General features: G+C 50.2%; 22 protein-coding genes. 3 read left to right on the top strand and 19 right to left on the bottom strand.

Annotated elements, in window-relative coordinates:
- The first annotated feature begins 83 nt into the window (after window positions 1–83).
- Complete coding sequence (gene gerD / locus NSU18_RS23395) at window positions 84–791, top strand: spore germination lipoprotein GerD (RefSeq protein WP_341016409.1); 708 nt, start codon at window positions 84–86, stop codon at window positions 789–791.
- Window positions 792–863: 72 nt separating this feature from the next.
- Here the strand turns inward: gerD and NSU18_RS23390 are convergent, their stop codons facing one another.
- The 19 genes from NSU18_RS23390 to NSU18_RS23300 all read right to left on the bottom strand — a co-directional run bounded on the left by NSU18_RS23390 (window position 864) and on the right by NSU18_RS23300 (window position 21,045).
- A complete protein-coding gene (locus NSU18_RS23390; protein ID WP_341016408.1) occupies window positions 864–1,973 on the bottom strand; it encodes an Mrp/NBP35 family ATP-binding protein in 1,110 nt (369 codons plus the stop codon).
- 96 nt (window positions 1,974–2,069) lie between these two features.
- Entirely contained in the window at window positions 2,070–2,816 is a 747-nt protein-coding gene (gene cwlD / locus NSU18_RS23385; RefSeq protein WP_341150180.1) for an N-acetylmuramoyl-L-alanine amidase CwlD, read from the bottom strand.
- A gap of 85 nt (window positions 2,817–2,901) precedes the next feature.
- The gene (gene sat, locus NSU18_RS23380; protein WP_341150179.1) at window positions 2,902–4,077 is read right to left on the bottom strand and encodes a sulfate adenylyltransferase; all 1,176 of its coding nucleotides are present in this window, start codon (window positions 4,075–4,077) and stop codon (window positions 2,902–2,904) included.
- A gap of 33 nt (window positions 4,078–4,110) precedes the next feature.
- The gene (locus NSU18_RS23375) at window positions 4,111–4,803 is read right to left on the bottom strand and encodes a phosphoadenylyl-sulfate reductase (RefSeq protein ID WP_340937748.1); all 693 of its coding nucleotides are present in this window, start codon (window positions 4,801–4,803) and stop codon (window positions 4,111–4,113) included.
- A 220-nt stretch (window positions 4,804–5,023) separates the two neighbouring features.
- Complete coding sequence (locus NSU18_RS23370; protein ID WP_341150178.1) at window positions 5,024–10,132, bottom strand: phage tail-collar fiber domain-containing protein; 5,109 nt, start codon at window positions 10,130–10,132, stop codon at window positions 5,024–5,026.
- A 12-nt stretch (window positions 10,133–10,144) separates the two neighbouring features.
- On the bottom strand, window positions 10,145–10,696 hold the full coding sequence (locus NSU18_RS23365) for a phage tail protein I (protein ID WP_341150177.1): 552 nt from the start codon (window positions 10,694–10,696) through the stop codon (window positions 10,145–10,147).
- On the bottom strand, window positions 10,689–11,816 hold the full coding sequence (locus NSU18_RS23360) for a baseplate assembly protein (protein ID WP_341150176.1): 1,128 nt from the start codon (window positions 11,814–11,816) through the stop codon (window positions 10,689–10,691). The genes NSU18_RS23365 and NSU18_RS23360 overlap by 8 nt, the downstream gene beginning before the upstream one ends.
- Before the next feature lie 3 nt (window positions 11,817–11,819).
- On the bottom strand, window positions 11,820–12,149 hold the full coding sequence (locus tag NSU18_RS23355) for a GPW/gp25 family protein (RefSeq protein WP_341150175.1): 330 nt from the start codon (window positions 12,147–12,149) through the stop codon (window positions 11,820–11,822).
- Window positions 12,146–12,586, bottom strand: coding sequence for a phage tail protein (locus NSU18_RS23350; RefSeq protein WP_341150174.1), 441 nt, complete (start codon window positions 12,584–12,586; stop codon window positions 12,146–12,148). Before NSU18_RS23350 ends, NSU18_RS23355 begins: the two co-directional genes overlap by 4 nt.
- Entirely contained in the window at window positions 12,583–12,999 is a 417-nt protein-coding gene (locus NSU18_RS23345; protein ID WP_341150173.1) for a phage baseplate assembly protein V, read from the bottom strand. The genes NSU18_RS23350 and NSU18_RS23345 overlap by 4 nt, the downstream gene beginning before the upstream one ends.
- Window positions 13,000–14,031: a phage late control D family protein gene (locus NSU18_RS23340; RefSeq protein ID WP_341150172.1), complete on the bottom strand. Its 1,032-nt coding sequence runs from the start codon at window positions 14,029–14,031 to the stop codon at window positions 13,000–13,002.
- A 5-nt stretch (window positions 14,032–14,036) separates the two neighbouring features.
- Window positions 14,037–14,237, bottom strand: a complete 201-nt coding sequence (locus NSU18_RS23335) for a tail protein X (protein ID WP_341150171.1) — start codon at window positions 14,235–14,237, stop codon at window positions 14,037–14,039.
- On the bottom strand, window positions 14,234–17,227 hold the full coding sequence (locus NSU18_RS23330) for a phage tail tape measure protein (RefSeq protein ID WP_341150170.1): 2,994 nt from the start codon (window positions 17,225–17,227) through the stop codon (window positions 14,234–14,236). The genes NSU18_RS23335 and NSU18_RS23330 overlap by 4 nt, the downstream gene beginning before the upstream one ends.
- A 149-nt stretch (window positions 17,228–17,376) precedes the next feature.
- Window positions 17,377–17,697, bottom strand: coding sequence for a phage tail assembly protein (locus tag NSU18_RS23325; RefSeq protein ID WP_341150169.1), 321 nt, complete (start codon window positions 17,695–17,697; stop codon window positions 17,377–17,379).
- Between the two features lie 12 nt (window positions 17,698–17,709).
- Window positions 17,710–18,228: a phage major tail tube protein gene (locus NSU18_RS23320; RefSeq protein WP_340751518.1), complete on the bottom strand. Its 519-nt coding sequence runs from the start codon at window positions 18,226–18,228 to the stop codon at window positions 17,710–17,712.
- Between the two features lie 14 nt (window positions 18,229–18,242).
- Window positions 18,243–19,688 carry a phage tail sheath family protein gene (locus NSU18_RS23315; protein WP_341150168.1) on the bottom strand — a complete coding sequence of 482 codons (1,446 nt, stop codon included), beginning with the start codon at window positions 19,686–19,688 and terminating at the stop codon, window positions 18,243–18,245.
- A 3-nt stretch (window positions 19,689–19,691) separates the two neighbouring features.
- Window positions 19,692–19,964, bottom strand: coding sequence for a hypothetical protein (locus tag NSU18_RS23310; RefSeq protein WP_341150167.1), 273 nt, complete (start codon window positions 19,962–19,964; stop codon window positions 19,692–19,694).
- A complete protein-coding gene (locus NSU18_RS23305; RefSeq protein WP_341150166.1) occupies window positions 19,961–20,383 on the bottom strand; it encodes a hypothetical protein in 423 nt (140 codons plus the stop codon). The genes NSU18_RS23310 and NSU18_RS23305 overlap by 4 nt, the downstream gene beginning before the upstream one ends.
- A 140-nt stretch (window positions 20,384–20,523) precedes the next feature.
- On the bottom strand, window positions 20,524–21,045 hold the full coding sequence (locus tag NSU18_RS23300) for a sigma factor-like helix-turn-helix DNA-binding protein (protein ID WP_341150165.1): 522 nt from the start codon (window positions 21,043–21,045) through the stop codon (window positions 20,524–20,526).
- 199 nt (window positions 21,046–21,244) lie between these two features.
- Here NSU18_RS23300 and NSU18_RS23295 point away from each other — a divergent pair, with 199 nt between their 5' ends.
- Both NSU18_RS23295 and NSU18_RS23290 read left to right on the top strand, forming a co-directional pair.
- Window positions 21,245–21,643 (top strand): helix-turn-helix domain-containing protein, encoded by a 399-nt coding sequence (locus NSU18_RS23295; RefSeq protein WP_341150164.1) that lies wholly within the window; start codon window positions 21,245–21,247, stop codon window positions 21,641–21,643.
- A gap of 87 nt (window positions 21,644–21,730) precedes the next feature.
- Window positions 21,731–22,624 (top strand): ImmA/IrrE family metallo-endopeptidase, encoded by an 894-nt coding sequence (locus tag NSU18_RS23290; protein ID WP_341150163.1) that lies wholly within the window; start codon window positions 21,731–21,733, stop codon window positions 22,622–22,624.
- Window positions 22,625–22,824 lie beyond the last annotated feature (200 nt).

Raw genomic sequence — 22,824 nt, 5'->3', positions numbered from 1 at the left:
TCAAAAAACCATTCCGCTTCAACATAAATGTTCCCTCGCGCGGCATACTACAAGCAGTAATTCTATAAAGGAGGGCAGCGCCAATGAAATGGAGGGCTATCTGGTCTGGAGGCTTGGCACTTGGCTTGATGATCACCTTGACGGCCTGCGGGGGCGAACAGAGCAGTTCTTCTTCGGGGCAAGGCGGATATAAGGAAATGAAGACGATGGTTGTCGATATATTAAAAAGCGATGAAGGGAAAAAGGCTGTAGAGGAGGCCTTGTCTACTCCAAGCTCAGAGGGAGGCAGCGCCGCCAGCGGCTTAAGCATGAAGATGATGCCTATGCAGACCACGGAACAGATTCGGATCGCTGTTAAGGATACCCTCACCGCACCCGAGTATCAGAAGGAAATCGAAAAGATTATGACCGACCCGCAATTTGCCGGGGATTTTGCCAAAGCGATTAATAAAGAGAGCAAGGAACTTCATCTTCAATTGATCAAGGACCCCACTTATCAAAAGTCGGTTGGAGAAATTATGAAGTCGCCCGAAATGACGAAAATGTTCCTCGATCTTACGAAGACACCGGATTACCGCAAGCAGTCCATGACCATTATGCAGGAGGCCATGCAGAACCCGCTATTCCGTATGGAAGTACTTACGCTTCTCAAATCCGTGGTTCAGGATGAATTGCAGCCCAAGGTTGAGAAAAAGGATGGGGGTAAAGGCGAAAGCGGCGGCGGCGAGGACAAGCAGGGCGGTGACAGTCAGAAGCAGGAAGGCGGAGACGATTCCGGTTCGGGCTCTTAACCGCAATAAGGCCATGCCCCGTAGAAGGGACATGGCCTTATTTGTTTATGTGCATGGCAGAGCCAAAGGTAATTACTGCTCGTACTTGGCGATCAGCTTGTCTGCAATGTCTGCGAACAATACTCCGGTAGCCGTATCCGCCTTATATACTGACGGTGAGAAGTCCGGCTCGGAGATGTGGTTGTCCGGGGCACCCAGCGGCACCTGAGCCAGCAGCTCTGTATGCAGTGTCTCTGCCAGACGGGCTCCGCCCCCTCTGCCGAAGATGTAATCCTTTTTGCCGCAGGAGGAGCATTCGTAGTACGCCATATTCTCAATGACGCCAAGAATCTCATGCTCGGTCTGCAGAGCCATAGAGCCCGCTCTCGCCGCCACAAAGGCAGCCGTAGCATGCGGGGTAGTGACAATGATCTCCTTGCTGTGCGGCAGCATCTGGTGGACATCAAGAGCCACATCGCCCGTACCTGGAGGCAAATCCAGCAGCAGGTAATCCAGCTCACCCCAGCCGACATCACTGAAGAACTGGCGCAGCATTTTGCCAAGCATTGGTCCTCTCCAGATGACTGGACTATTCTCCCTTATGAAGAAGCCCATCGACATGACCTTCACACCGAAGCGCTCTACCGGGATAATCGTTCCTTCTTCCACAATCGGCCCTTCTTCAATTCCCATCATGTCCGGGATACTGAAGCCGTAAATATCTGCATCGATCAGACCGACTCTCTTGCCCTTGCGGGCCAGTGCCACCGCCAGATTAACGGTTACGGTTGATTTCCCCACCCCGCCCTTGCCGCTGGCGATTGCGATGAAGTTCACCCCTGAGTTCTCATTAATCAGCTCATGCTCCTCAAGGCCCGCTGCGTGTCCTTTGAGCTTCTCCCCTTCATCTGAATCCGGCTCATCTCCGCTGCCTTCTCCGCGAAGCATAGCCCGTTCATAATCGGTGGCATCACGCAGGCGGATGTGAATCTGTTCTCCCCCGCCCTCCGTAAGCAGGTCACGCACCTGCTGCTCCAGCTCCATCCGCTTCTTCTCATCCGAATCCAGACATACGATGGATAACGAAATACGGTCCTCCTTGATCATGATATCGCGGATTAACTGTAGTTCGATCAGGCTTTTTCCGGATTCCGGGTCTGTAAGCGGCTGTAAAAGTTCCTGAATTTGTTCCCTGGTCTGCATGGAAAAGCACCTCTGTTCCTATCCGGCGGTAAGCCCCGGTATTTGTACCCATTATAGCATTACCCCCGGAGGGAAGAGTAGTCCCACCCTACACCGCTATGGCTGCTCGGAGCTGTACCGCAGGATGCCCCTGTAGATGCTGGTTGCCACCTTCCGCTGGTACAGATCATCCCCTAGGAGCAAGGACTCCTGAGGATGTGACAGGAAGCCTACCTCAACGAGCACGGATGGCATCTTTAACACTTTTAACAAATAAATAGTACTTGCTGTCTTCGCCACACGGTCCGTATTCTCAAGGGTAGCTCTCAATTCATCCTGTACCAGCCCGGCCAGGGCCTTATTTCCCTCGTTGCTTGGATAATAGAAGGTCTGCGCCCCGCTCCAGCGGTTGGAAGGAATGCTGTTCATATGTACGCTGACAAACAGATCGGCCCCCTTCTCCTCAATGCTCCGCACCCGCTGCTTAAGATCCTCCGTCTTGCGCCTGGCGTACCCCTTGGTGCTGTCCTGAGCCAGATCATAATCCCCTTCACGGGTCATCACCACAATTGCCCCAGCCTGCTGCAGATAATCGCGCAAGTACAGCGACACGGAGAGATTGATATCCTTCTCAATCAGGCCTGAGCGGCTCACTGCCCCCCCGTCCGGTCCCCCGTGACCTGCATCAATGGCAATCACCTTGCCCGAGAGCGGCAGGCTCCAATAATTGACCGTCCTCGCAGTGGGCATGTCGTAGGCGATGATTCCGATCATTATAGTGAGCAGCACTGCGCCCAGGATACTTTTTTTGATGCCGCGCCAAGAGATCCAGACCGAGACTTTATGCTTCTGCCCTCCAGACATAACAAAGACCCCCTCGTCCCGATAGATTCTACTCATCTATATGGGACAAGAGGGCCAAATAGTACTGGCTGTGCTCCCTATTCGTTTAGGACTTCACAGCGGCTTCCGGTGACATACCTTCAATCAGGATTTGCGCCACCTCAGGGCGGGTGAACTCAGGAGGCGGACATTGTCCGTCACGCAGCAGGGCCCGTACCTTCGTACCCGATAGCGTCAAGTGCTGGTCGGCCGGGTGCGGACAGGTTTTGCTGGAGGCCATGTTGCCACATTTCACACAAAAGAAGCTGTGTTCGAAAAATAGCGGTGTAATCCCAAGCTCCTCTGCGGTGAAATTAGCAAAGATTTCCTGCGCTTCGTACGTACCATAGTAATCTCCCACACCTGCATGATCACGCCCGACAATAAAGTGTGTACAGCCGTAATTCTTACGCACCATGGCATGGAAGATGGCTTCACGCGGACCCGCATAACGCATTGCTGCCGGGAAGACGCCCAGGAAGGTACGGTCCTCCGGATAATAATTCTCCAGTAAGGCCAGATAACTCTTCATCCGCACATTGGCCGGAACATCATCCGACTTGGTCTCACCTACCAGGGGATTGAGGAACAGGGCGTCTACAACCTCCATAGCGCATTTCTGGATATACTCATGCGCCCGATGTACCGGGTTACGCGTCTGAAAGCCTACAACCGTTGTCCAGCCCTTATCTGCGAAGATCCGGCGGGTCTCGGCGGGGTCAAAATAGAATTCAGCAAATTTCTCCGGCTGCGGGCGGTTCAGTACCGTTATGGGTCCGCCTACATAGGTCGCTGGCCGGGACAGCAGCTTGCTGACTCCGGGATGCGCGGGGTCGGTTGTTTTGAATACATTCTGCGCTTCAACCTGCTGATCGACCGTATAAATACTCTCAATATCCAGCAAACCGTAGATAACACCGTCGTCTTCACCGATTAGAGAAACCCTGTCGCCTGTCTTAAGAGTTGCTGCAAGCTCGTCACCGACAGCCAGTGTAACTGGTATACTCCATACCGTACCGTTAGCCAGCCGCATATTGCTTACTACCGAGTGATAATCCTCTTCGTTAAGAAATCCGGTGAGCGGCGAGAAGGCGCCTACCCCAATTAAATCCAAATCAGATAAAGTCCAAGTATTAAGGGAAATCGATTGATGTGCTGAAGCTTGCTTCAGCAGTTCTTCTCTCTCTTCTCCGTCTGCTATGCGCCGGATCAGCGTTCCTCCGTGAGGAAGTATTGAAGTCATCCCTGTTCTCTCCTCCTGTGTAATGCTAGCATCTTATTTGTGCAAACCGCATTCTGTCTTGTCCGAACCGGACCATCTGCCGGCACGCGGATCTTCACCAGGCATAACAGCCCGGGTGCATTGCTCACAGCCAATACTCGGGAAATTACGGTCATGCAGCGGATTGTAGACTACATCGTTCTCGCGGATATAATTCCACACATCCTCCGTAGTCCAGTTCGCAATCGGATTGAACTTGACCAGCCCGAACTTATTATCATATTCTATCTTCTTCGCATTGGCCCGGGTAGGGGCCTGATCCCGGCGAATCCCGGTAATCCATGCGTCGTATTGTGAGAGAATACGGGTCAAAGGTTCCACCTTACGGATCGCACAGCACTGGTTAGGATCAGTATTCCATAGCGCCTCCCCATACTGTAAGGCCTGTTCCTCCACCGTAATCTGCGGAGACACCCGGACGAATTCCATCCCGTACTTGTCAGCCATAATATCTCTAGTCTCATAGGTTTCCTTGAAATGATAATCCGTATCTAGATAGAACACATCTGTCGAAGGACTCACCTTCTGGATCATATCCACCAGCACTACATCCTCCGCCCCGAAGCTGCAGGCAAAGGTTATATTCGGAAAGGTCTCCACCGCCCAGCGGATAATCTCTTCTGGAGCCGCATGCTCCAGCTCTTCCGCTTTCACTTTGATTAAATCCTCTTTCTCGAGCAGGTTCATCTAAGTTTCCTCCATCCGGATATCGTCAAGATCGAAACCTACGAGGTTAATCCCGACTAATTCTATAAGATATAGTATAGCCGTTTATCCGGCGAAGTCAATGGGTTTTGTTCAATTTGGAATAAAGTATTGGAGTGGAAATTAATTTTGATCAACATTAACTTTAACTTGGTTTAGAACAAAAAAAGGCCTCTCCGTTTCTGGAGAGGCCGTTACGATATTAGAAACTAAAATATTTCATGCAAAGATTAGCATAGCAAAGGCATCGCTTAACCCAATTTTGATTATAGATATACACATATTCAATGTTTAATCCCATAGCTCCGTTTACTAAGCTAATCGTTCCAACACCAGAAGTAATATAAGAATAGGATATAGTAAGAACCCCAGTGCTAGAGTTGTAATTCCCCCCACAGTTTACCATGACCTGTCCCCCAGCTGTGGAGCTAATAATGGATGATCTGCTTGGTGCCCCGGCAATCCAAGTTGCAGATTGGTGAAGTCTAAGTCCAGAGAATAAGCTTGTAGCAACATAGTAAGTGGTGCTCGCTTGGCAATATACAGTAGCCGCGATAATAGTTTTCCCAGCTCCGATATTAGGTGTCATGGACCATGATATTCCGTTTGCAGTTGCACTTGTTGGAGCTATGTTTCCAAGGTTTATTACTCCCGTAGCTGTTGAAGGACTTAGATTTCCAGTAACTCCATAGATGCTTACTCCCGCTTTTATATTGGCTGGAATAAATGCGGGGTCTGCTGACTGGAGTTGGGCAGGCGAGACCTTAATCTCACCCGCTCCTACCCCTCCTTTGCGGTACCCTTCACGCGGATATACGGCGAGTGCTCCGTCCCCCCACTTGCCTACGCCCTGCGCGGGATCAGCCCCATCGGTGATAAGAGGCATAGTCCCTTGAAGCCCAAACATATTGACATCAGCTCTAAAGTAAGCAGGGTTAAATCCTGGATCATCCTTGTATACACCAACTAGTCCGCCCTGATCTGATGTACCAGTCAAGTACGCTCCCTTTGGTATAGCCAAGTGTATCCGACCAACCCCAGACGGTATTTCCACCGTTGCCTCTCGCCATCCGGGGTAATTCTCGCCTCCTCTTAATGGGATCTCTCCACTTACAAGTCCACTTTCAGTTTCCAGCGTTTTACCCGCCAGAACGTCCGCCGCCCCCGCTGTTCCATACTCACCCCCTTCACCCTGTAAGATAAAAGCCGCGCCGTCATAAATGACCGTGTACACCCCGCCCTGCACCAACAGCGGGTTGTTGCCGTTTGGCTTTTTAATGGACTTGGCTCCCAGGCCGTTGACGTTGAGCGTGATTGGGCCGGAGGTGGATTGTAACGCTTTAAAGGATATCCGCTGCCCAGGTGCAAGCGCCGCAATTGGTGGAGTTGTGGTGCCGGTGAAATTAGGCGAGCTGCCTGCGAGGGTGCCAAGATAGGACAAAGAGCCCTGAACCACTTCGGCCAAGGTTTTGCCTGCGTGAAGGTCAGCATCAATACCACCGCCAGCACCAAACATAAGGCTAGTTACAAGTTTTCCCCATGCTTTCCATGCCCCAGTATTAACTTTTTGACGAACCCAAATATCCCCCTCTGTACTGAAGAACATTTGAGTGATCCAGTTCGTTGCATTATCGTGCGCTTCTCCAGCATTTAATATATTCATCACATAACCATAGGTTGATGTTGGCTTTCCTGTCGCCGTGTTATTAACGCTGAATACTCCTGCTGCAAACAATGTATCTAAGTTTGAGACAAAACCCTGACTCTGGCCGGTAAACTGGCTGTACATCTTATCTCTCGAAATTTTTGCATTGGCATCAAGACCGGCATAACCAGAGGCGACATTCTTTCTGTTGTAGTTCTCATTCTCCACCCATGCATTCCACACACCGCCGTATATTCGCCGTGACCATGAGCGCATCGTAGGAACTTCGGTAAACCTCTGCACAAGGCCAATAACTTCAAGAATCCCGGTGGATGCTACAGGCAGATCCGTCACGTTCCCTGTCACAATTTGATACAACCGAGTAGCTGTAGTCAGATCATTAACGCTACCTGAGATTACTGAAAAAAGCACCCCATCGCTCTGTGTGAGTCGATGCTTCTGAATGATATCTGGCAGTGCCGAAGCGTCAGCGATACCAAGCCGCAGGTTATCAACCTTGGCCTCGATATAGTCGTCTGCGAAGTCCTGTCGGTCATTATCCTGCCGCAGCTCCGCGACACTCTGGACCACATCAGAGACCACGCCACCCAGGCCCGTCCGCCATGTGGCTGCTGTCTCGGTGAGATTGGCAGTAAGGGCGTATTTGTCCAGGGAAATGTATGTGACGTAGTAGGTTGCATTGGCATCGTAGTCTGATGCAGCAATATAAGCCTGCCCGCCACCATAACCCGACCCATGGTTTGATAGCAGTCCCCATCTAGGATCTAAATCCGCCCCTTTATTAACACCTAAAATTTTATTTGTCCGCTGCCCTAAAAAAGTGGAACTCCCAACAACGGTGTTATTTATATAGACACTTCCGTTACTGTGTAACTTCGGGCTGGCCTTTTCACGCTGAATCACCCCAGTTTCAACAGTGATTTGATTACCACCAGGGTGTAGGGTGATGCTACCTTCAGCATTGGGTACAGTCACAGGAACAGATACCTGAGTCAACGCATAGTCCACGGTACCCCATACTGTCCAGTTTGGTGCTTTGTTAGCCGCAACATAGGTTGAGTTGTTGGTAGCTGGAGCACTGCCATCAAGAATTGATGACCAAGATGTGTAGGCCGACCCATCATTTGCTGTAGCCTTCCAGCCATTCATTAGGGCCTTTATCGCATTTGTACTTGGGTTTACTGCCTCAACCCACCCGGCTTCTGAATTGGATATGTTAAGTAGTAACTGTCCCCCACTTGACACTTGGCTACCGTTAGCACTTCCTGTTGCGGTTGACTCTGTATTTTTTAGCTGCAACCCATCATACCTAAGTACCCGTGCTGTGGAAAACCCATCCTGTGCAATGGTATTGGGTACCATGGAGTACAGCACCACCCTTTTGACGCCCGTAAACAAGGTGTTATACGCCCAGGCTAATGAACCATCTAGCACAAAATTCTTTTTCACTGTCTCTACATACATCCACGCATTACCAAAAGAATACATCCTATCTCGTGTATCCCCAACCTGTCCAAGCGTAACCGGAAGGATAACAGATTGAGGTTCCGCTGGTGTGAACGGAGTAGCCACGCTGCCGAGTTCAAGCTGCCAGCTCTTGAAATTATAGGTTCCGGCTGTGGAGGCCGTTGGAATAATTCGTAATTGAGCAGTCCCCGCCCAAGTGGTGAAGGTCAAGCTTCGGCCAGTGACCAGTACAAGAGACGTCGATATTTTAGCCCCCGAAGAGTCTAAGCAATCTACCACTACCTGCTGGGAGGTTACAAGGTTGTCGGCAACCGAAAGTGTATATTGTGTGCTGCTCATAGCAGGCGCGTATAAATACGAATTTGGGAATGCTGCCGTTGCCACCAGCGTCATATCATAAGGTCCGTTCATCCGTGCATTGGCGTGCAGGCTGTCCGGCATTCCCGGCAGCAGGTTACGGCCCTGCTTGGTCACTGCAACACCCTGGACATGTTGCTTGCCGTCAACATAGGGCCAATAGCTGTCTATTACCGCTCCAGTGATCGTGGAGCCAATGGCAGCGTACTCTGCGGCTGATACTTCGTACATTCGAATTTCGTCGATGTACGCTACGTAGGACCCTAAACCTCCGCAGCCTGTCAACAACCTGAATCCACTGGTTGTTACGGCGTTTCCTATAGGAACTTTTACAGTTACAACTTGCCACCCAAGTACAGGAGTGATGGCGGTTGTATAACGATAGGTGTACGTCCCCTTATCAAGCACGGCAAGAACCATGGTATTCGCTGTATGAGACGCAACGTATACCCACATGCATACAAAATAGGCTTTAGCGGGATCAAGTGGGTGGTTGAAATCTCTAAGCAGGTATGAGGTAGTATTCACGGGGGCGACAGCAAATGAGGAGGTCCCTGAACGCTTCTGTACTGTTGATACGGTGACGGGTGTCGTGCCCCCATTCGTCCAGCCCGTCAAACTTTCCCCATTTCCGGCGTTATCCAAGATATTGACCAACGTCCGCCCCTGAATACTCAGCTCCAGCTCGCTTCCGTTGCTATCTGCCGTCACCACCGATGTGCCCGGCCCCAAGGTTTGGGTCAGGTCTACCCGTCCAACCTTTGTATCGGTGTAAGCAATGGCCGCAGCCTGCGCTGTGTCAACGGTGTCTTTACGGGCAATATCATCGGCAGCAGCAGGAGCCGCAACCTTGGCCCGGCCGCTGTCGTCCCGGTGCATGAGTTTGCGCGGCGTTGCAGCTGCGGTTGAGCCATGAATGCCCGGTCCCGCCTCCCCAGCATGGCTGGTTAGGTTGCTCTGCACCGCATCCGCCTTCGCCTGCGCTCCCGCGGTTGTCTCCTTAGCATTCCAAGCGGTACGCTCCGCCGCCGTAAGATGCCGGGTGGCATCATCCGCATGCGCCTTAGCAGCCTCCAGTGTTGTGGCCGGTGCAGTCCGCCAAGAAGACTTGCCTGTAATGGATTTGACCGTGTTCGCCAGCCAACCCAGCAGATTGGTAATGGTGCCACTGTCTCCTGTTGGTGCTGTAGTATCTGAGATCGTCCGGCTGCCGATAACCGTGTCTGTGGCAGAGCCGGCCCCGCCTGCTCCCGCAGTGATCCCGGCCAGTTTAGTCTTTTCGGCTGTGGTGTAGTCATTAGCGGACAAGCCCTTGCCAGAGACTTTATCCACCTTAGCAGCTTCAACGGCGTCCAGCTCGGTCTTCTTCGCAAACACCAGCGACTCATCAATAACCGCTGTAATATTGGCAGCTGTGCCTACCACTACGACACAATCGAACGTCTTCTCGATGATGTCTGATCCGCCGCCTGGCGGAATGTAATCCGCGGTTACTCCGGCATTAGCGTAGGCGTAGAGGATTTCTCCCGCATCCGGGTCTTGTGCGAAGACTCCTACTTCCCGCCAGTAAAATCCCGTAGAGACATCAGCGTTCCGCAGCACCGAACCAATAATCGCCTTATTCGGCGGCTGTGTAGTTATTCGTGTAATCGGCAAACTGATCTTCTGCGAAATCAGTCCATTCATCGCCGGAACAGCCTGTCCTGTAAGTGAACCGTCGCCTACAGCAATGCGGGTATAACTCAACTTGCCCCCCGCTTGGGCCTTCCCCTGCAGCACAAGACCTTTGTTGGTCAGTGTCATGCCTCCAAATACTGCCACATGATTCCCTCCCTAAATCTGAATATGTTCCCCGAAATGTAAAAAGCCGCCCATATAAAGAGGCAACCGCTCCGCTTGTGAAATAGTGACGCTATCGAGTACAGCAGACAACCGCTTAACCGCATCAACAGCGGCAATGAACTCCTGCGCCCGTGCAGCAGTCACATCCGCATTGTTGGTGACCACCCGGAAATGATAGGGGTCTCCTCCATATTGCCACCATTCTTCGACGGCCCCCTGGCCAAACAGGATGGCGATCAGATCTTCCACTGCACCGGCAGTCCCTTTGTGTCTGTGAAAAGGAATTGCATTTTGAATCAGCAGCCGCTTCTGTTCCACAGGCAGAGCCGGATCATAATACGGCGGCTTGAATTGCCAGGCCAGCTCATCCGTTTCAGCATCTGTCCACTCCGCTGACCGGCTGAAAATATTCAGACCGGCAATCATAGCGCTTGTCTCTAGCAACTGAAAATCTAACGCTGCCGCAGCAGCGGCCATGGCAGGGTCCTTACGAATGGAAGGCGGGAGCAGATCCTTCAGGCTTAAGGTCTGGATATTAATCATCTGCCAGCCCCCCGTAAGTCAGTGCCGTTGTGCCGGCCAGAGCCACTTGAGTTGCGGACATAGTTTTATACACGGGCTCTGTCACCGTGACCCGCAGCGCCCCGGTAGCCATAACACGGGATATTAACTCTGACGGGTTGATATCCCGGCCAAGCTTGGAGCGCTGCCATAGCTGATAAGCAGCAACAGCTGCCGATACTGCCGCCTGGATACCCGGAACCTCAGCAGCCCGGCTCCGGCTAATGTAATAGGTCAGCGCCGTATTATAACTGATAGGCTGCGGCGCACTCACAGTTACCAGATCGGTCAGCGGCCGGATTCCCCGGTCTTCCAAAGTCTCAGCAATAGAATTCAGCACATCCTCGTTTGGAATCTCCCCCTCTGCCAGTAACGGAACCACGGTTACACGTCCGGGCGCTGTAGAGAAGGCATGAACATCCTTAATGGCCGAGGAAGCGGACTTGGCCCAGAATTCATATGCTCCCTGAGGCCCGGCTGTCGAGTACGATTCCGGCGCATGGCGGATGCGTTCCTTGAAGGCTTCATCCGTCTCAGCAGCAGCGCCGCCAGAGCTGGTGGTCAGATTCGTTACCGACTGGACAAAAGGCAGCGGGTCCATTTGAACATTAATCTGCCCCGGCAAGAACCCGTTCCCTGTTGTCCCCGATTCCGAGCATTTTGCCTTAATCATCCCCGCAGTCTCTCCCGGAGGAATCTCCAAGTACTCCATAGTTATAAAATATATCGAACCTTTACCGCCCTGTACTCCGACGCGTGTTCCTGCCGGTATCGGGGCCGCTGAAGCCAGCGGGATGGACAAAGCAAACTCGAGTGTAACGATTGCCGCCGATGCCTCTAACCGCTTCGATCCTTGAAAAGCCCCCATGTGATCCAATAACGTTCCGGAGGCATACCGCAGCAGATTTCCTTTAGCTGTCTGATTGATCAGCACCTTTTGCTGGGTAATGACCGCTGCGAGCGAAGACAAAAAAAGCCGCACCGGATCGGCAGGCTGTAGCGTGCGTCCGGCAAGGCCTTCATATACAGTGATTACATTTTGCTGTACGGCTGCTGCATCCTCCTCCGAAAAGCGGATATCCGGTAATTCAGCATATTCCAATTCCTACTCCTCCTCTGCCAGGCTATATTTCAATACAACGGCCAAGCTGCCTGTAAGCTGTTCTTCTATATCCTTGTGAAAAGAAATATCGGCCACGATTGCGCGCGGCTCCTGCTCTGTAATGGCTGTGATGATCTCTGCTGTCAAGCGGGATTCCGCGATATATGAAGGTTCATCTATAATAGAGTAATCCAAACCAAGTGTCCGGTTTAACGCTGCACTCCCAAGTGGCGTGGCCAGAATCATCCTTATATTCTGAGCGACTTCCTCTGCTACCGTTGCCGGGCTAAAATTGATCTGGGAGGGCTGAGTCATGTCTACGGTATATATCATTTTACATACTCCTCAAGTGAAATCGTGACCTGTGCGTCCAGCACATTGCCTATGCTATCCAGCCTGTTCCAATCCTGTGACAAACTGCTGATGACCCAGAGCCCAACTCCCACATTCTTGCGTCCTATGATTAACGGCATCGCCTTGCCGGCACGGTCCAGCTCAGTAAGCCTGTCCAGCTCTTTGCGCGGATTAAGGCCAAGCGCAGCCGAGAACTGAACCGAGAATGAAACTGAATCGGCCCCCGGTCCAAGGAATTCCTTCTTGGGCTTCTTGCCGATAATATCATGCTGCGCCCAACGGCTGGAGCTGCTGCGCTTGAATTCATCTATGGTACGAATGGCGCCCTCTGCAACGACAAACACTACCGGCCCCAGACTGCCAATCTTATTCATTTTATAGTCTTGTTTCTGCTCTTTTCTGCCCTTATTGCTCATCCCGTTCTGCCTCCTCCATCATGAATTGAGCTGGCAGACAGCTTGCCGGTAACCGTCAGGTCTCCCTCGATCCGCACCCCGCCGGTTGCCTTAACGTTCAGCTTCTGGGCTGTTCGGTCATAATAGACATAGCTGCCATCCTCGAACCATACCCCCCGCTGATCCTGGGTGCCGGAAGGCTGACCGTCATCTGCAAAATAGGTTCCCAAACAGATGCCAGCGGAACGCGCATGATCCAAAAAAGCGCATACGACCCGCTCTCCCGGCAACGGTACTGCATTGCCTTTTCCCCAGCCGCCCGGTGTTAGAACCGGTAACTCGCCGGAAACCATATCATCACGGTCTGCAAAAGTAACCCTGACACTTCCGGCTGCCGGATTAGCTGTGGATACCCTGCCAATAAGTATCACCATTCACCACCCCAATACTTTACGAATGTCCAGACTGGTTGTGTATCCGCTGCTTCCAATTGAGTGTCTTGCTGATTCAATAATGTATTTGCCGTCAAACCGTTTCCAGCCTTTGATATTAATCGTGAGTCCTGCGGCCATTCTTAGATCTCCCATAAGGGAGAGAGTGCCTTTGCCGCCCTCTTTATTTTTTTCACGGAGCCTTTTACGGGCCAGACGCATCGCATCTGCTTGTGAGTCAACCTGTTCATTAATCTTAAGAATTGGGCCGCTCTTAGGCGCGCCTTGAGGGGTATAGGTGGCCTTCAAGGAGTCTTTGCCCTGAGAGGGAGTATACGTCACAGTACATGCCCGAAAAGCTGCATAAGCCGTATTGTAAGCGAAGCTGTAATCCGTCACATTGGCCTCCCCGCGTACAATCGTGGCCACCGCTTCTTTCTGTTCATATTCCTGTTCATCAAAAAGCACCAGGCTTCCTGAAGATACTTTAATCGCGATACCTTCTTGTGTAGCTGTGTTCAGTAAAAAGGCCAAGTCCGACACCTCCGACTGCTCCAGCCGGTCGTAAGAGGGGTTGTCCTGTGCCTCGTAGATTAATTTGAGCTTCGCGCGTTTGGCCACTTGGGCAGCTACTGTTTTCAGATTGGTTGTCTCCCAGCTCCGTGAGCTGCGTTGCATCCGAACCTCGGAGGTCACGGGAAGCGAGACCGCCTTAATCGAGATCTTGTCAGGGGGGCCGCTAAAATCAATACTGTCTACCTCAAAGGTGCCCAGCGGCAGCTTCTTGATTTCCCCCGGCTTGTCCCAGTTGACCGTCCGGATCGCAGCAACCAATTGATCGCCTTCAACCGGTGACCAAGGCCCCTGCCAATTGCGCTCCCTGTCCTCAAGCGTGACTGTAAGATCATCTAATGAACCTGAAGCAGCATCATTATACTGAAAGTCTGTCAGCGATTTAGTGATATCCTGCGTAACATCTTTTCCGTTATAGCGCAGTTCCAGTACCGCTCTGCGTGCGTCCTGCATAAGTTCCATTCGCTTCACTCCCTTCGCCAAGGAGGTAATGAGCTGGATATGTCGGAAGGCAGCTCCGGTACATTCAGTACAATATTGCCTGAGAATACACTGACAGCAGCATGCGCCGGATTAGCATTCAGGAGCAGCGTCATGAATTTGGCGTCTCCATATACTTTAAAAGCAATCCCATCCCACATATCGCCTTGTACAGTTCTATAGATCATTGGAAGCTCACCCGCCTCTGTTGCACTAGCATCGACTTGAACCGGCGTTCGAATCCATCCTCTGTCTGCCTTAAAGCCTCCCGCACCTGTTCAGCTACAGATTTATCGCCACCCTGAAGGGTTACACTAGGCGCCCAGGTTACATGAATATCCCCATTGTTAACGGAATTATTATTATACCCCATTAAATCATTGGCCTTCTCAAGCAAAGACCTCGACCGGGGCTTGCGGTTTAAGGGAATGGCGATCTCAGGGCCAGCCTCACCAAAAATAGAGGGAACGTATGCGATACCGCCTTCAGCATAACCCTCAAAACCTGGATCATGTTGCGCCAAGTAATTCGCTTTTCGGCCAGCTTTAGTGCGGGAATTGGGTGTACCATTGGTTTCAATGGACTTATGGACTTCGCCCCACTCTTCGTCCGTAAGTTTCCAGTTTGGAACCTGTCCGGTTTGCTGCCATAAGACCATAATATTAACCATCTTTTCGGCAGGTACTTTGTCCAGCTCACTGGTGAGATTCCCCACTTTATATATTGCTTGATCAATCTGTTCTTTTTGAACAACGGACATATCCTTGTACTTTGCTACTTGTTCTTCCAAGGTTCCGCCGAGATTAAGCTCAATTAATTTTTTTTGGGAATTGTAATAAGTTAACATGCTATTTTCTGCTTTGTCTAAGTCACCCTCGGTTTCTTTGATTTTAGCGTTTTGGTCATCGAAGGAATTCATGTAATCTTTAAAATCATTTTTAATTTGCTCCGTAACCACCGCGCCAGGTCCACTATAAGTTGTATTCTGAGCTTTATTGATCTTTTCTATCAGTTCATTTATTTGTCCCTGTTTTTGTTCATCATTTCCCTTTCCTGCCCAAATCTCCTCGAGTTGATTGTTATATTGACGATAATCTTGAAATTTAACCTTATTAGTCTCATATTCAACTTTCTGCTTGGCGAGTTTTTCGGTCGATGCTGTATATTCATCCTCCAAGTCAGGCAATTTCGCCTGTGCTGAAAGTGCATCATGCTCTAACTCTCGTCTGCCTATCTCCTCACGGGCTTTGGCCAGATTACCGACAAGCCCAAGCTGATCGCTAAATCTTCCACTTTTCAAATCTTCAGCCGACAAAATACCAGGATTCATATCGATTAACTTTTGCTCTACATCCTTCTGTTTTCGTCTGGCTTCTAACAATTCTGCAGCGGGTGTATTTGCATCCTTAATTTTCTTATCCAACCGGTCTTGTTCAGTAATTAGATCCTTGGTTCTAGCAGTGGCCTCCTCAATCCCAGCATAATTGGCATAGGACTCATCCAGCGCATCCCCCATATTCAAAAGCTCCTGGCGCGCATCCTCCTGATGCTTTTTGAAGGCGATGACACCGGCTGTGACCAGCCCCACACCGGCAACAGCGAGACCTACGGGATTCGTCAGCAATCCCAGTGCCCCCGCAAATCCTCCAGCCGCTCCACTGGCCGCGCTGGCCGCCTTAATGATCGTGGAGAACTCCTGAACAATCTTCACTGTTTTTGTGGCCAGCATCGCAGCAGGAACAGCGAGACCGATAACCATCAGCACTTCTTTGTTGTCTGACGCCCAGCTGGTCAGCCCCTGAAGTGCAGGCATCACGCTCTCTCCCAAAGGAACCACAAGACCAGACATCAACTCCTGCCCTATGGCTGCAAACTGCTCGGTTAGCGTATTATCCTTAATCGCAGACACTTCATCCATCGTCTGCCGGGTCATATCAAACTGATGCCGCGTCTGGCTCAGCGACAACACCGCTTTATTTCCGATTTCCTCAAACTGAGCCCCGAATATAGCGCTGGCAAGGGCCGCTTGATGAACCGGATCTTTAACTGCTTTTAACTTCGCAATCACCTGATTCATGGCATCCTTGCCGGTCATGGACCCGTCTGCCAGCCCTTTGAAGATTTCATCCCCGCTGCCCATTGTCTTGCGCAGTTGAAGCATGGCCTTGCTCGCCGAGTCTCCGCCCGCCTTCAAATCCTTGACCAGGGCAACAGCTCCTGTCTTCCCCGCTACTTTCACCAATTCGCCGAATTCCTTCGACTTCGTTCCGCCACTGACAAGTGCAGCACTGAACTGGTTCAGCTGCTCAGGTGCAAACAGCTCATAGACGGCAGTCTTTGTGGAATCCGAGCCCTCTTTCACCGTTGAACTGAATTTCTTCACAAGCCCGGCAAGACCCTCAAGGGAATCCCCCCCATTGTCCATGCCAGAGCTCAACAACTCAAACATCTCGTCAGCAGAATATCCCATTTTCTTGAAGTCTTCACTGTGTTTCTCTACGGCACTTAGAAGCTCACCGGATGTATTCAGCCCCTTCTGTGCGCCTTGGGCCATCAGATTGTACGCCTGTTCTGAAGAAATGCCGAATTTCTGCATCATCGCATCAACAGCTTGTACTGAGTCTGATATATCCCCCTTAAACACATCACGATACGTCATAGCCTTCTGGGTAGTCGTCTCCAGTTCATCTCCGGTTTGGCCGAGAACTTGGTTCACCATCCCAACCGCGTCACCGATATCCTCAAAGTTTTTACCGTAATTCTGACTGTACAGGTTATCGGAGATCTCTTTCATTCCGCTCATTTCAGCTGCGGTTAATCCGGTTGATGCCTGAAGCTGCGCCATTGCCCCGGCAGAATCATTTACAGCCGCCCATACGGCTTTTAGGGGTTCAACCGCTTTAGTCAGCATGGAGAAATCCACTTTTTCGAAAGCAGCCTTAAGTTTGTCACCGAGTTGTTCGGCTTCGTCGCCAGCGTCTTCAGCATCTCCGCGCAGTTGATCGAAGTAGCCCGCCCTGGCCAGCTGCTTAAGCACGTCTTCCAAATCCTTAATTTGCTGTTCCACCTCCTCTACAGAGCGGGGAACATTTGGATTCACCAATACATTCAGCCGGACAATAAGCTCACTGATACTGCTTGGATTACCTGCACCTGAACCTGAACTTGAACCTGCCATAGGTTACCTCCCTCCTTTAAGTCTCGCCACCCGCTCTGCCCAATCCCCCAGTTCCTGAGCAGGCAGGCCGAGAAAATAGGGGATTGGAGTGTGGGTAAGCATGGCCAAAGAGACGGCGATGTCTTTGATCCCATCGCCGTCTCCGCAGCCTACAGCAGCAAAAAACTTTGTGCCTGTAAGGTCAGTTTTGTGAAATCCTTAGCGGGCAGAGCCCGGATGAGTCCAACATGAACACCGGCTGCTTTTGCTACAATATAAGCCTGATAGGCTTTATTAGTCTCTTTAATCAATTCCCCGCCGGATTGACGGGCAGATTCCATCTGATATTGCCGGTCACAGGTAAGGATATCCTCGCCGGTTAACTTGTCAAAATCAATACTCAGGCTTTCAAACGTATCGCCCTCAAAGTTGACGGGCCGCGCGAAAGTATATACTTCCGCTCCGGTCTCCTCCAATTCTTTTGTTCCCATCGTGCACTCTCCTTATAGACCAAGATTCTGTTTGGTAGCCGCAAGGTAATCCACATCGTATACTTTATGAATATAGTTGTACTTATCAATTTCCAGTACCTGGACACCATCCAGGGTGACCTTCAAATAGTTAACCGAGAAGTTGTTGGTAGTATCCATTGCTGCTCCAGTCTCCAGATTACCGAGTGTCAGGCCGAGCGGTCTCGCCCGGACGGTAACCTTAAACGGCACCTCGCGGTATTCACTTGTCGCGGTATCAAACGTCTGAATGGAAGCACGCAGGTCCAACGTGTGGACCTTCGGTGCCAGCAGAGAGGCTGCCGCCTTCTCGATCGTGCGCCATTTAAGCGCCAGACTCATTGCTCCTGTGTACCCTGGGGAAGGCGCCGCCATTTCTCCGGCAATCCCGCCCCCTTTGATGGTATCTACCAGGTAAGTAATTTCCGGCAAGGTCGCGGTTGCTGTTCCCAAGTAATCGACGGCATTCAAATACACCGAATAATCAATAACCCGTTCTGATCTGTTTGGCATGATTGCTCCTCCTTCTACGCTACCAGCGCAGCCAAGTATGTTGTGTCGTATTCAAGCAGGAATGAAATTTCCTGTGCCGGTCCAGGCGGCGTAAGATGCAGGTGGAATGTAATTTTACCCGCCATCAGATCTGTCACCGGGTTCTCGGATTCATTGAACTCTACACGTCCGCCCAGCAGTGCTCCTGATGCCGTGAGGCCATTCAGCCAAATGTTAACGGAATCCGTAACCGCTGCTACCAGCCGCTTGTTCATCGGGTCATCCACCTTCTGCATGTAGGTCAGAATCAGACTGTTGCCAATCCAGTTGAACATCCTGCGTACCGGAATAAAGCTGTCTTTAGGATCGGTTACGCCCGGATATGCAGCGGTGTTGTTCCCCCAGCTTTTCCAGCCGCTTGTTCCCAGGTTAAGTGCGGTTACAATGCCTGCACTGTTCAGGAAGCTGGCCTGGTCAATTCCGAGGAATTGGCTTGTCCCGTCAGATAGTGCAGTGCCATCCGCCTGTAAAGGCTTATTAGAAGGCGATACAAAAGGGATACCGCCATTAGCGGCATCCGCCGCGGCAATAAGGCCGGCAAGCTGAGTGGAGTAATGATATTTTTTATCCCCAAGCGTCAGCATCGGATAGGCGGCAATTTGCAGAGCACCCGTGTAGCTATTATTGGCTTTCCAAGTACCGGCATCTGTATAAGATCGGGTTGGATCAATATCCGTCAGGGCCATCGCCTTGAAATTCCCGTTAATATTTCCGGCCTTCGCCTTCATCACTGCAGCAACCGCAGGCAAATGCGACCAGCCCGGGGCCAGCAGCAGATCCGGAAGGATACCGAAACGCGGGTAAGCCTGATGAACCAGTTCAAAACCGGTGTATTCACCCGAGGCGGTTACGCCCCCAATGATATCCTCAGCTTCTACAGCACCGGGATTCAGCTTGTCATATCCGACGGAGAGCTGATCTGCACTTGCTGCAATGGCTCCAGAAGACTTCGTAGTAATCAGCACATGTCCCCTCTCATCAAATGCAGCCGTGTAATCCGTACCGGACACATAAGTGGAAGTACCATCTGAAGATTTAACAATCAGTGTAGGCAGTAGTACCCCCTCAGCCTGCAAAGTTGCCAACCGGTTACTGACAACTACCGCTGCTGGAGCAACCGTTGTTTTGTGGATAGCCGGGTCAAGCACATTAACCAGAATCATGGGGGCTCTTTCGTACAAGGCAAAATGAGAATACACTAACTCGCTCAGCGTATATTTTGACCAGTCGTCACTATATCCCAGAGCCGCCACGGCTTCTGCGTAGTTATTCACAAGCACAGGAGTATTAACAGGTACAGCTGCTGTTGCCATATGGAGGGGAGCTGTACCTACTGCAAAGGGAATACCGCTTGTTGCTTTTGCCGGAGCCAGAACCGAAGTTGATTGTTCAATAATACTTACACCATGTTTAAATGACATTGATTAGATCCCCTTCCCTAGAAGCCTTTGATAGACTGTATATTCTGCGGTTCCTGCTTGAAGAATTCGCTCCTGCACTGCGGTCATTTCCTCAACCGGAACAATCAGTTCAGCCACATCCGGCTGTTCAATCATCAGGGGCGTTAAATAAGATGGAATGCCCGACCGGAATACGGTCGCTTGCAGCAGTTGGCCGCCACGCAAGTTAGGACCCAGATAAATTTGTATGGGCTCCTGCCCGGTTTGAGGGTGGTCATTATTTTCAATAGAATTCACAATACTACCTCCTGTCGAATTTGGGGCAATGCCCAGGTTGTTGTAAGTTCACCCCTCCACACTGCTGAAAGGTGCTCTTCGTCAAGCTTCCATGTCCAACTGGCGTCCAAACTGAATCTCTGTTCAAGAACTCTCTGGCGCAATAGCAGGATACGTACCCGCTCCATCAGATTTAGCAGCATAATCAAGCCTGTTTCCTCTTCGGAATGGGTTCCAAATTGAATTTTAATTTTAATTTTACCTTGGCCGGAATCTCCTTCTCCTTCAGCAGGCCGAATCATGATTACCGGATAGACCAGATCTATAATGGTATCCGGCAAAAGATAACCCAGCAGTACTGGGGGAACAGGCTGCGTATCATCAGCTAACTCCTTTTGCAGAAATTTCTGGATTGCCATAAGTAACAGCGTAATAGTCACTTTCCCCTCCTTGTATTTAGAACTCATTTCTGAACCGCGCGGGTTGCACGTAACGGATTCATGATGATTAACCTCCCTTCTATTTATTAGGGGCTTTCACTAGACAAACCCATTATTTATATTTCGAGCAGCATGCTTCATCAGAGAAGTGAACCAAATTCGTCCATTACGGAACTGATCTTTTTTTGTGCCCGCTGGATGTACTCACTTACACTGCCAGCCGAAATCATGAGCATCCCGGCGATAGCCACATGCGAGAATCCTTCACCACTAGCGAGCACATAGCACTCCCGTTCCCTTCTGCTCAATAGCCCAAGGACATACTCCAGTTGAAAACGCCGATCCTCCGATATTCCTTCCGAAGGAATCGCTTTGAATCGACCAGCAAAATTTTGCATACGAATAGGCTCTAAAAGAATTTCCCGTTCGTATCCTGCACGGCGTTCAATTCCCCGTTTGTTCCCCGGCCGGCGTCCGCTGCTCAGCCATTCAATCACATATTTGCAGTCACTGACCATGCCGGCAATTACCTTCTTATCATCCTCATCCGCACTTTTGTACAACTGTTCCACACTCTTTAAAGAAATTTGATATTCTGGCAGCATTCCTTGCCCATAATCAAAACATTCAAAGCCCAGATCCCCCTGTTCCATAGCGCTCATGTTGATTCTCCTCTCTCCTAAAATAAACAAAATACTCAATTTCGTATTTTTTATTCATACTATGCTCAATTTCGCATTTAGTCAAGCCCTTTAACCGATAAAATACGATAATGCATATTTACTTTTTAATTTAATGTCTTTAAAATAGAAGCAGATAGTACGAATTATCGTATATCCATCATTATGAGGAGGACTGCGTGTGCAACGGGCTGAAGTCTTAAAGCGATTAATTGAGGAAACCGGCCTGAACACCAAGGCTTTTTCAGAGAAGGCAGGAATTCCTTATACTACGCTGAGGTCCATTCTAATGCGGGGTGTTGGAGGAGCTTCTGTTGATAATGTTCTTAAGGTTTGCCGTACTTTAGGGATCACTACCGAAGAAATGGACCGTCTGGCCTATGGAGGCACAGAAGACAGTTCGTCTTCATCACTATCGGAGCTGTCTGAGTTTGAAGCCTTTTTAAACAATCCGGAGCACGGACTGTTTTTCAAGGATTATCTGGATGCACCGGATGAGCGCAAGCGGGAAATGTTAACCTTCTGGCAATTTATCAAAGACCAAGAAAAGAAAAAGGCCGACTCTTCAGACACCAAATAAAAAGTAGAACAAATCGTGGTTTCAGCCAGCGGGCTGATTCCGCATACCCATATATACGAACATACATTCTACTCCGGAGGTTAATAAATGTTTAAACACTATAAAAAAACTCATTTGGAACATTTCGTCGAGGAAATTTACATCACCCATTCCATTTTACAGCCAGAGGACATTACGATTTCGAAGCTTTCAGAGGAGTTAAATGTGCTTGTTAACTATGCACCGATGACAAGCCGTGCTTACGAATCTGCATTAGGCATACGTTATGTAATGATAGATAACCGTATTTCTCCTATGAAACAGCGGTTTGACTTCCTGCATGAGCTTTGTCATATCCTGAGACATGCCGGCAATCAAACGGTACTACCTATTTCATTCATTAAAGCGCAGGAAGAAGATGCTGAGAAATTCGTCCTTTATGCCACTATGCCCTTTTTTATGCTTCAATCGTACAAGCTGTCCGATGATTATTACATAGCGGTTCAACAGATTTCAGAGCTCTTTGGAGTATCCGTCAATATGGCCAAAATGCGATTCGATCAGATTTTACGCCGGGAGTATGAAGGGGAACTGTGGCCTTCAAGGGGAGTGAAAAATTCGTATACCTTCTATCATGCGGGGGATTCTCGGGGCCATTCTTCAGAACATCCGGTAATCTTTGCGTATTATGATCCTCATAGTACACTGGATGGTCCAGACCAGCTGATTGTTTGTCTTGACCCGCATACATTGTCTACGCAGTCTGAATGGATGATTCCCCTGGAGGAGAGATTTCAGGAAATGGAGCTGGAGACAATTGGGAATCTGGAATATGCACCTGCTGAGAGAAGGGACCTGATCTGCTTCGATGGGGAGCTTACCTTGCAGCTTCACCAGCTTGTACTTCGGTATGGCTTATCTGTAAGAAATTTTGTACTCCAAATGAAAGATGTTGAAAAAATCCTTGAGGCAGATCAAGGCACTGTACGAAGATTTCTGTGAGCGGATCAGCGGTAAGCTATACCTCCCACACCCTAATCACCCCCTGGGCAGATGTGCATATACGATGTTTCGCTATCTGCTCCTTCAAAACCTGGCTGCCCTGTCAAATAAATAGTGAGTGTACGACACCCTGATGCGCCTTTTGTGATGCAGAACATAAACAAAGCTCCCGGCCATAGGCCAGGAGCTTCTTTTCCTTG

Origin of the sequence: Paenibacillus sp. FSL H8-0048 (assembly GCF_038002825.1) — a bacterium.
In the GTDB taxonomy this organism is placed as follows: Bacteria; Bacillota; Bacilli; order Paenibacillales; family Paenibacillaceae; genus Paenibacillus_AQ.
The sequence above is the reverse complement of the archived record's forward strand: the minus strand, read 5'-3'. Positions and strand labels throughout refer to the sequence as shown.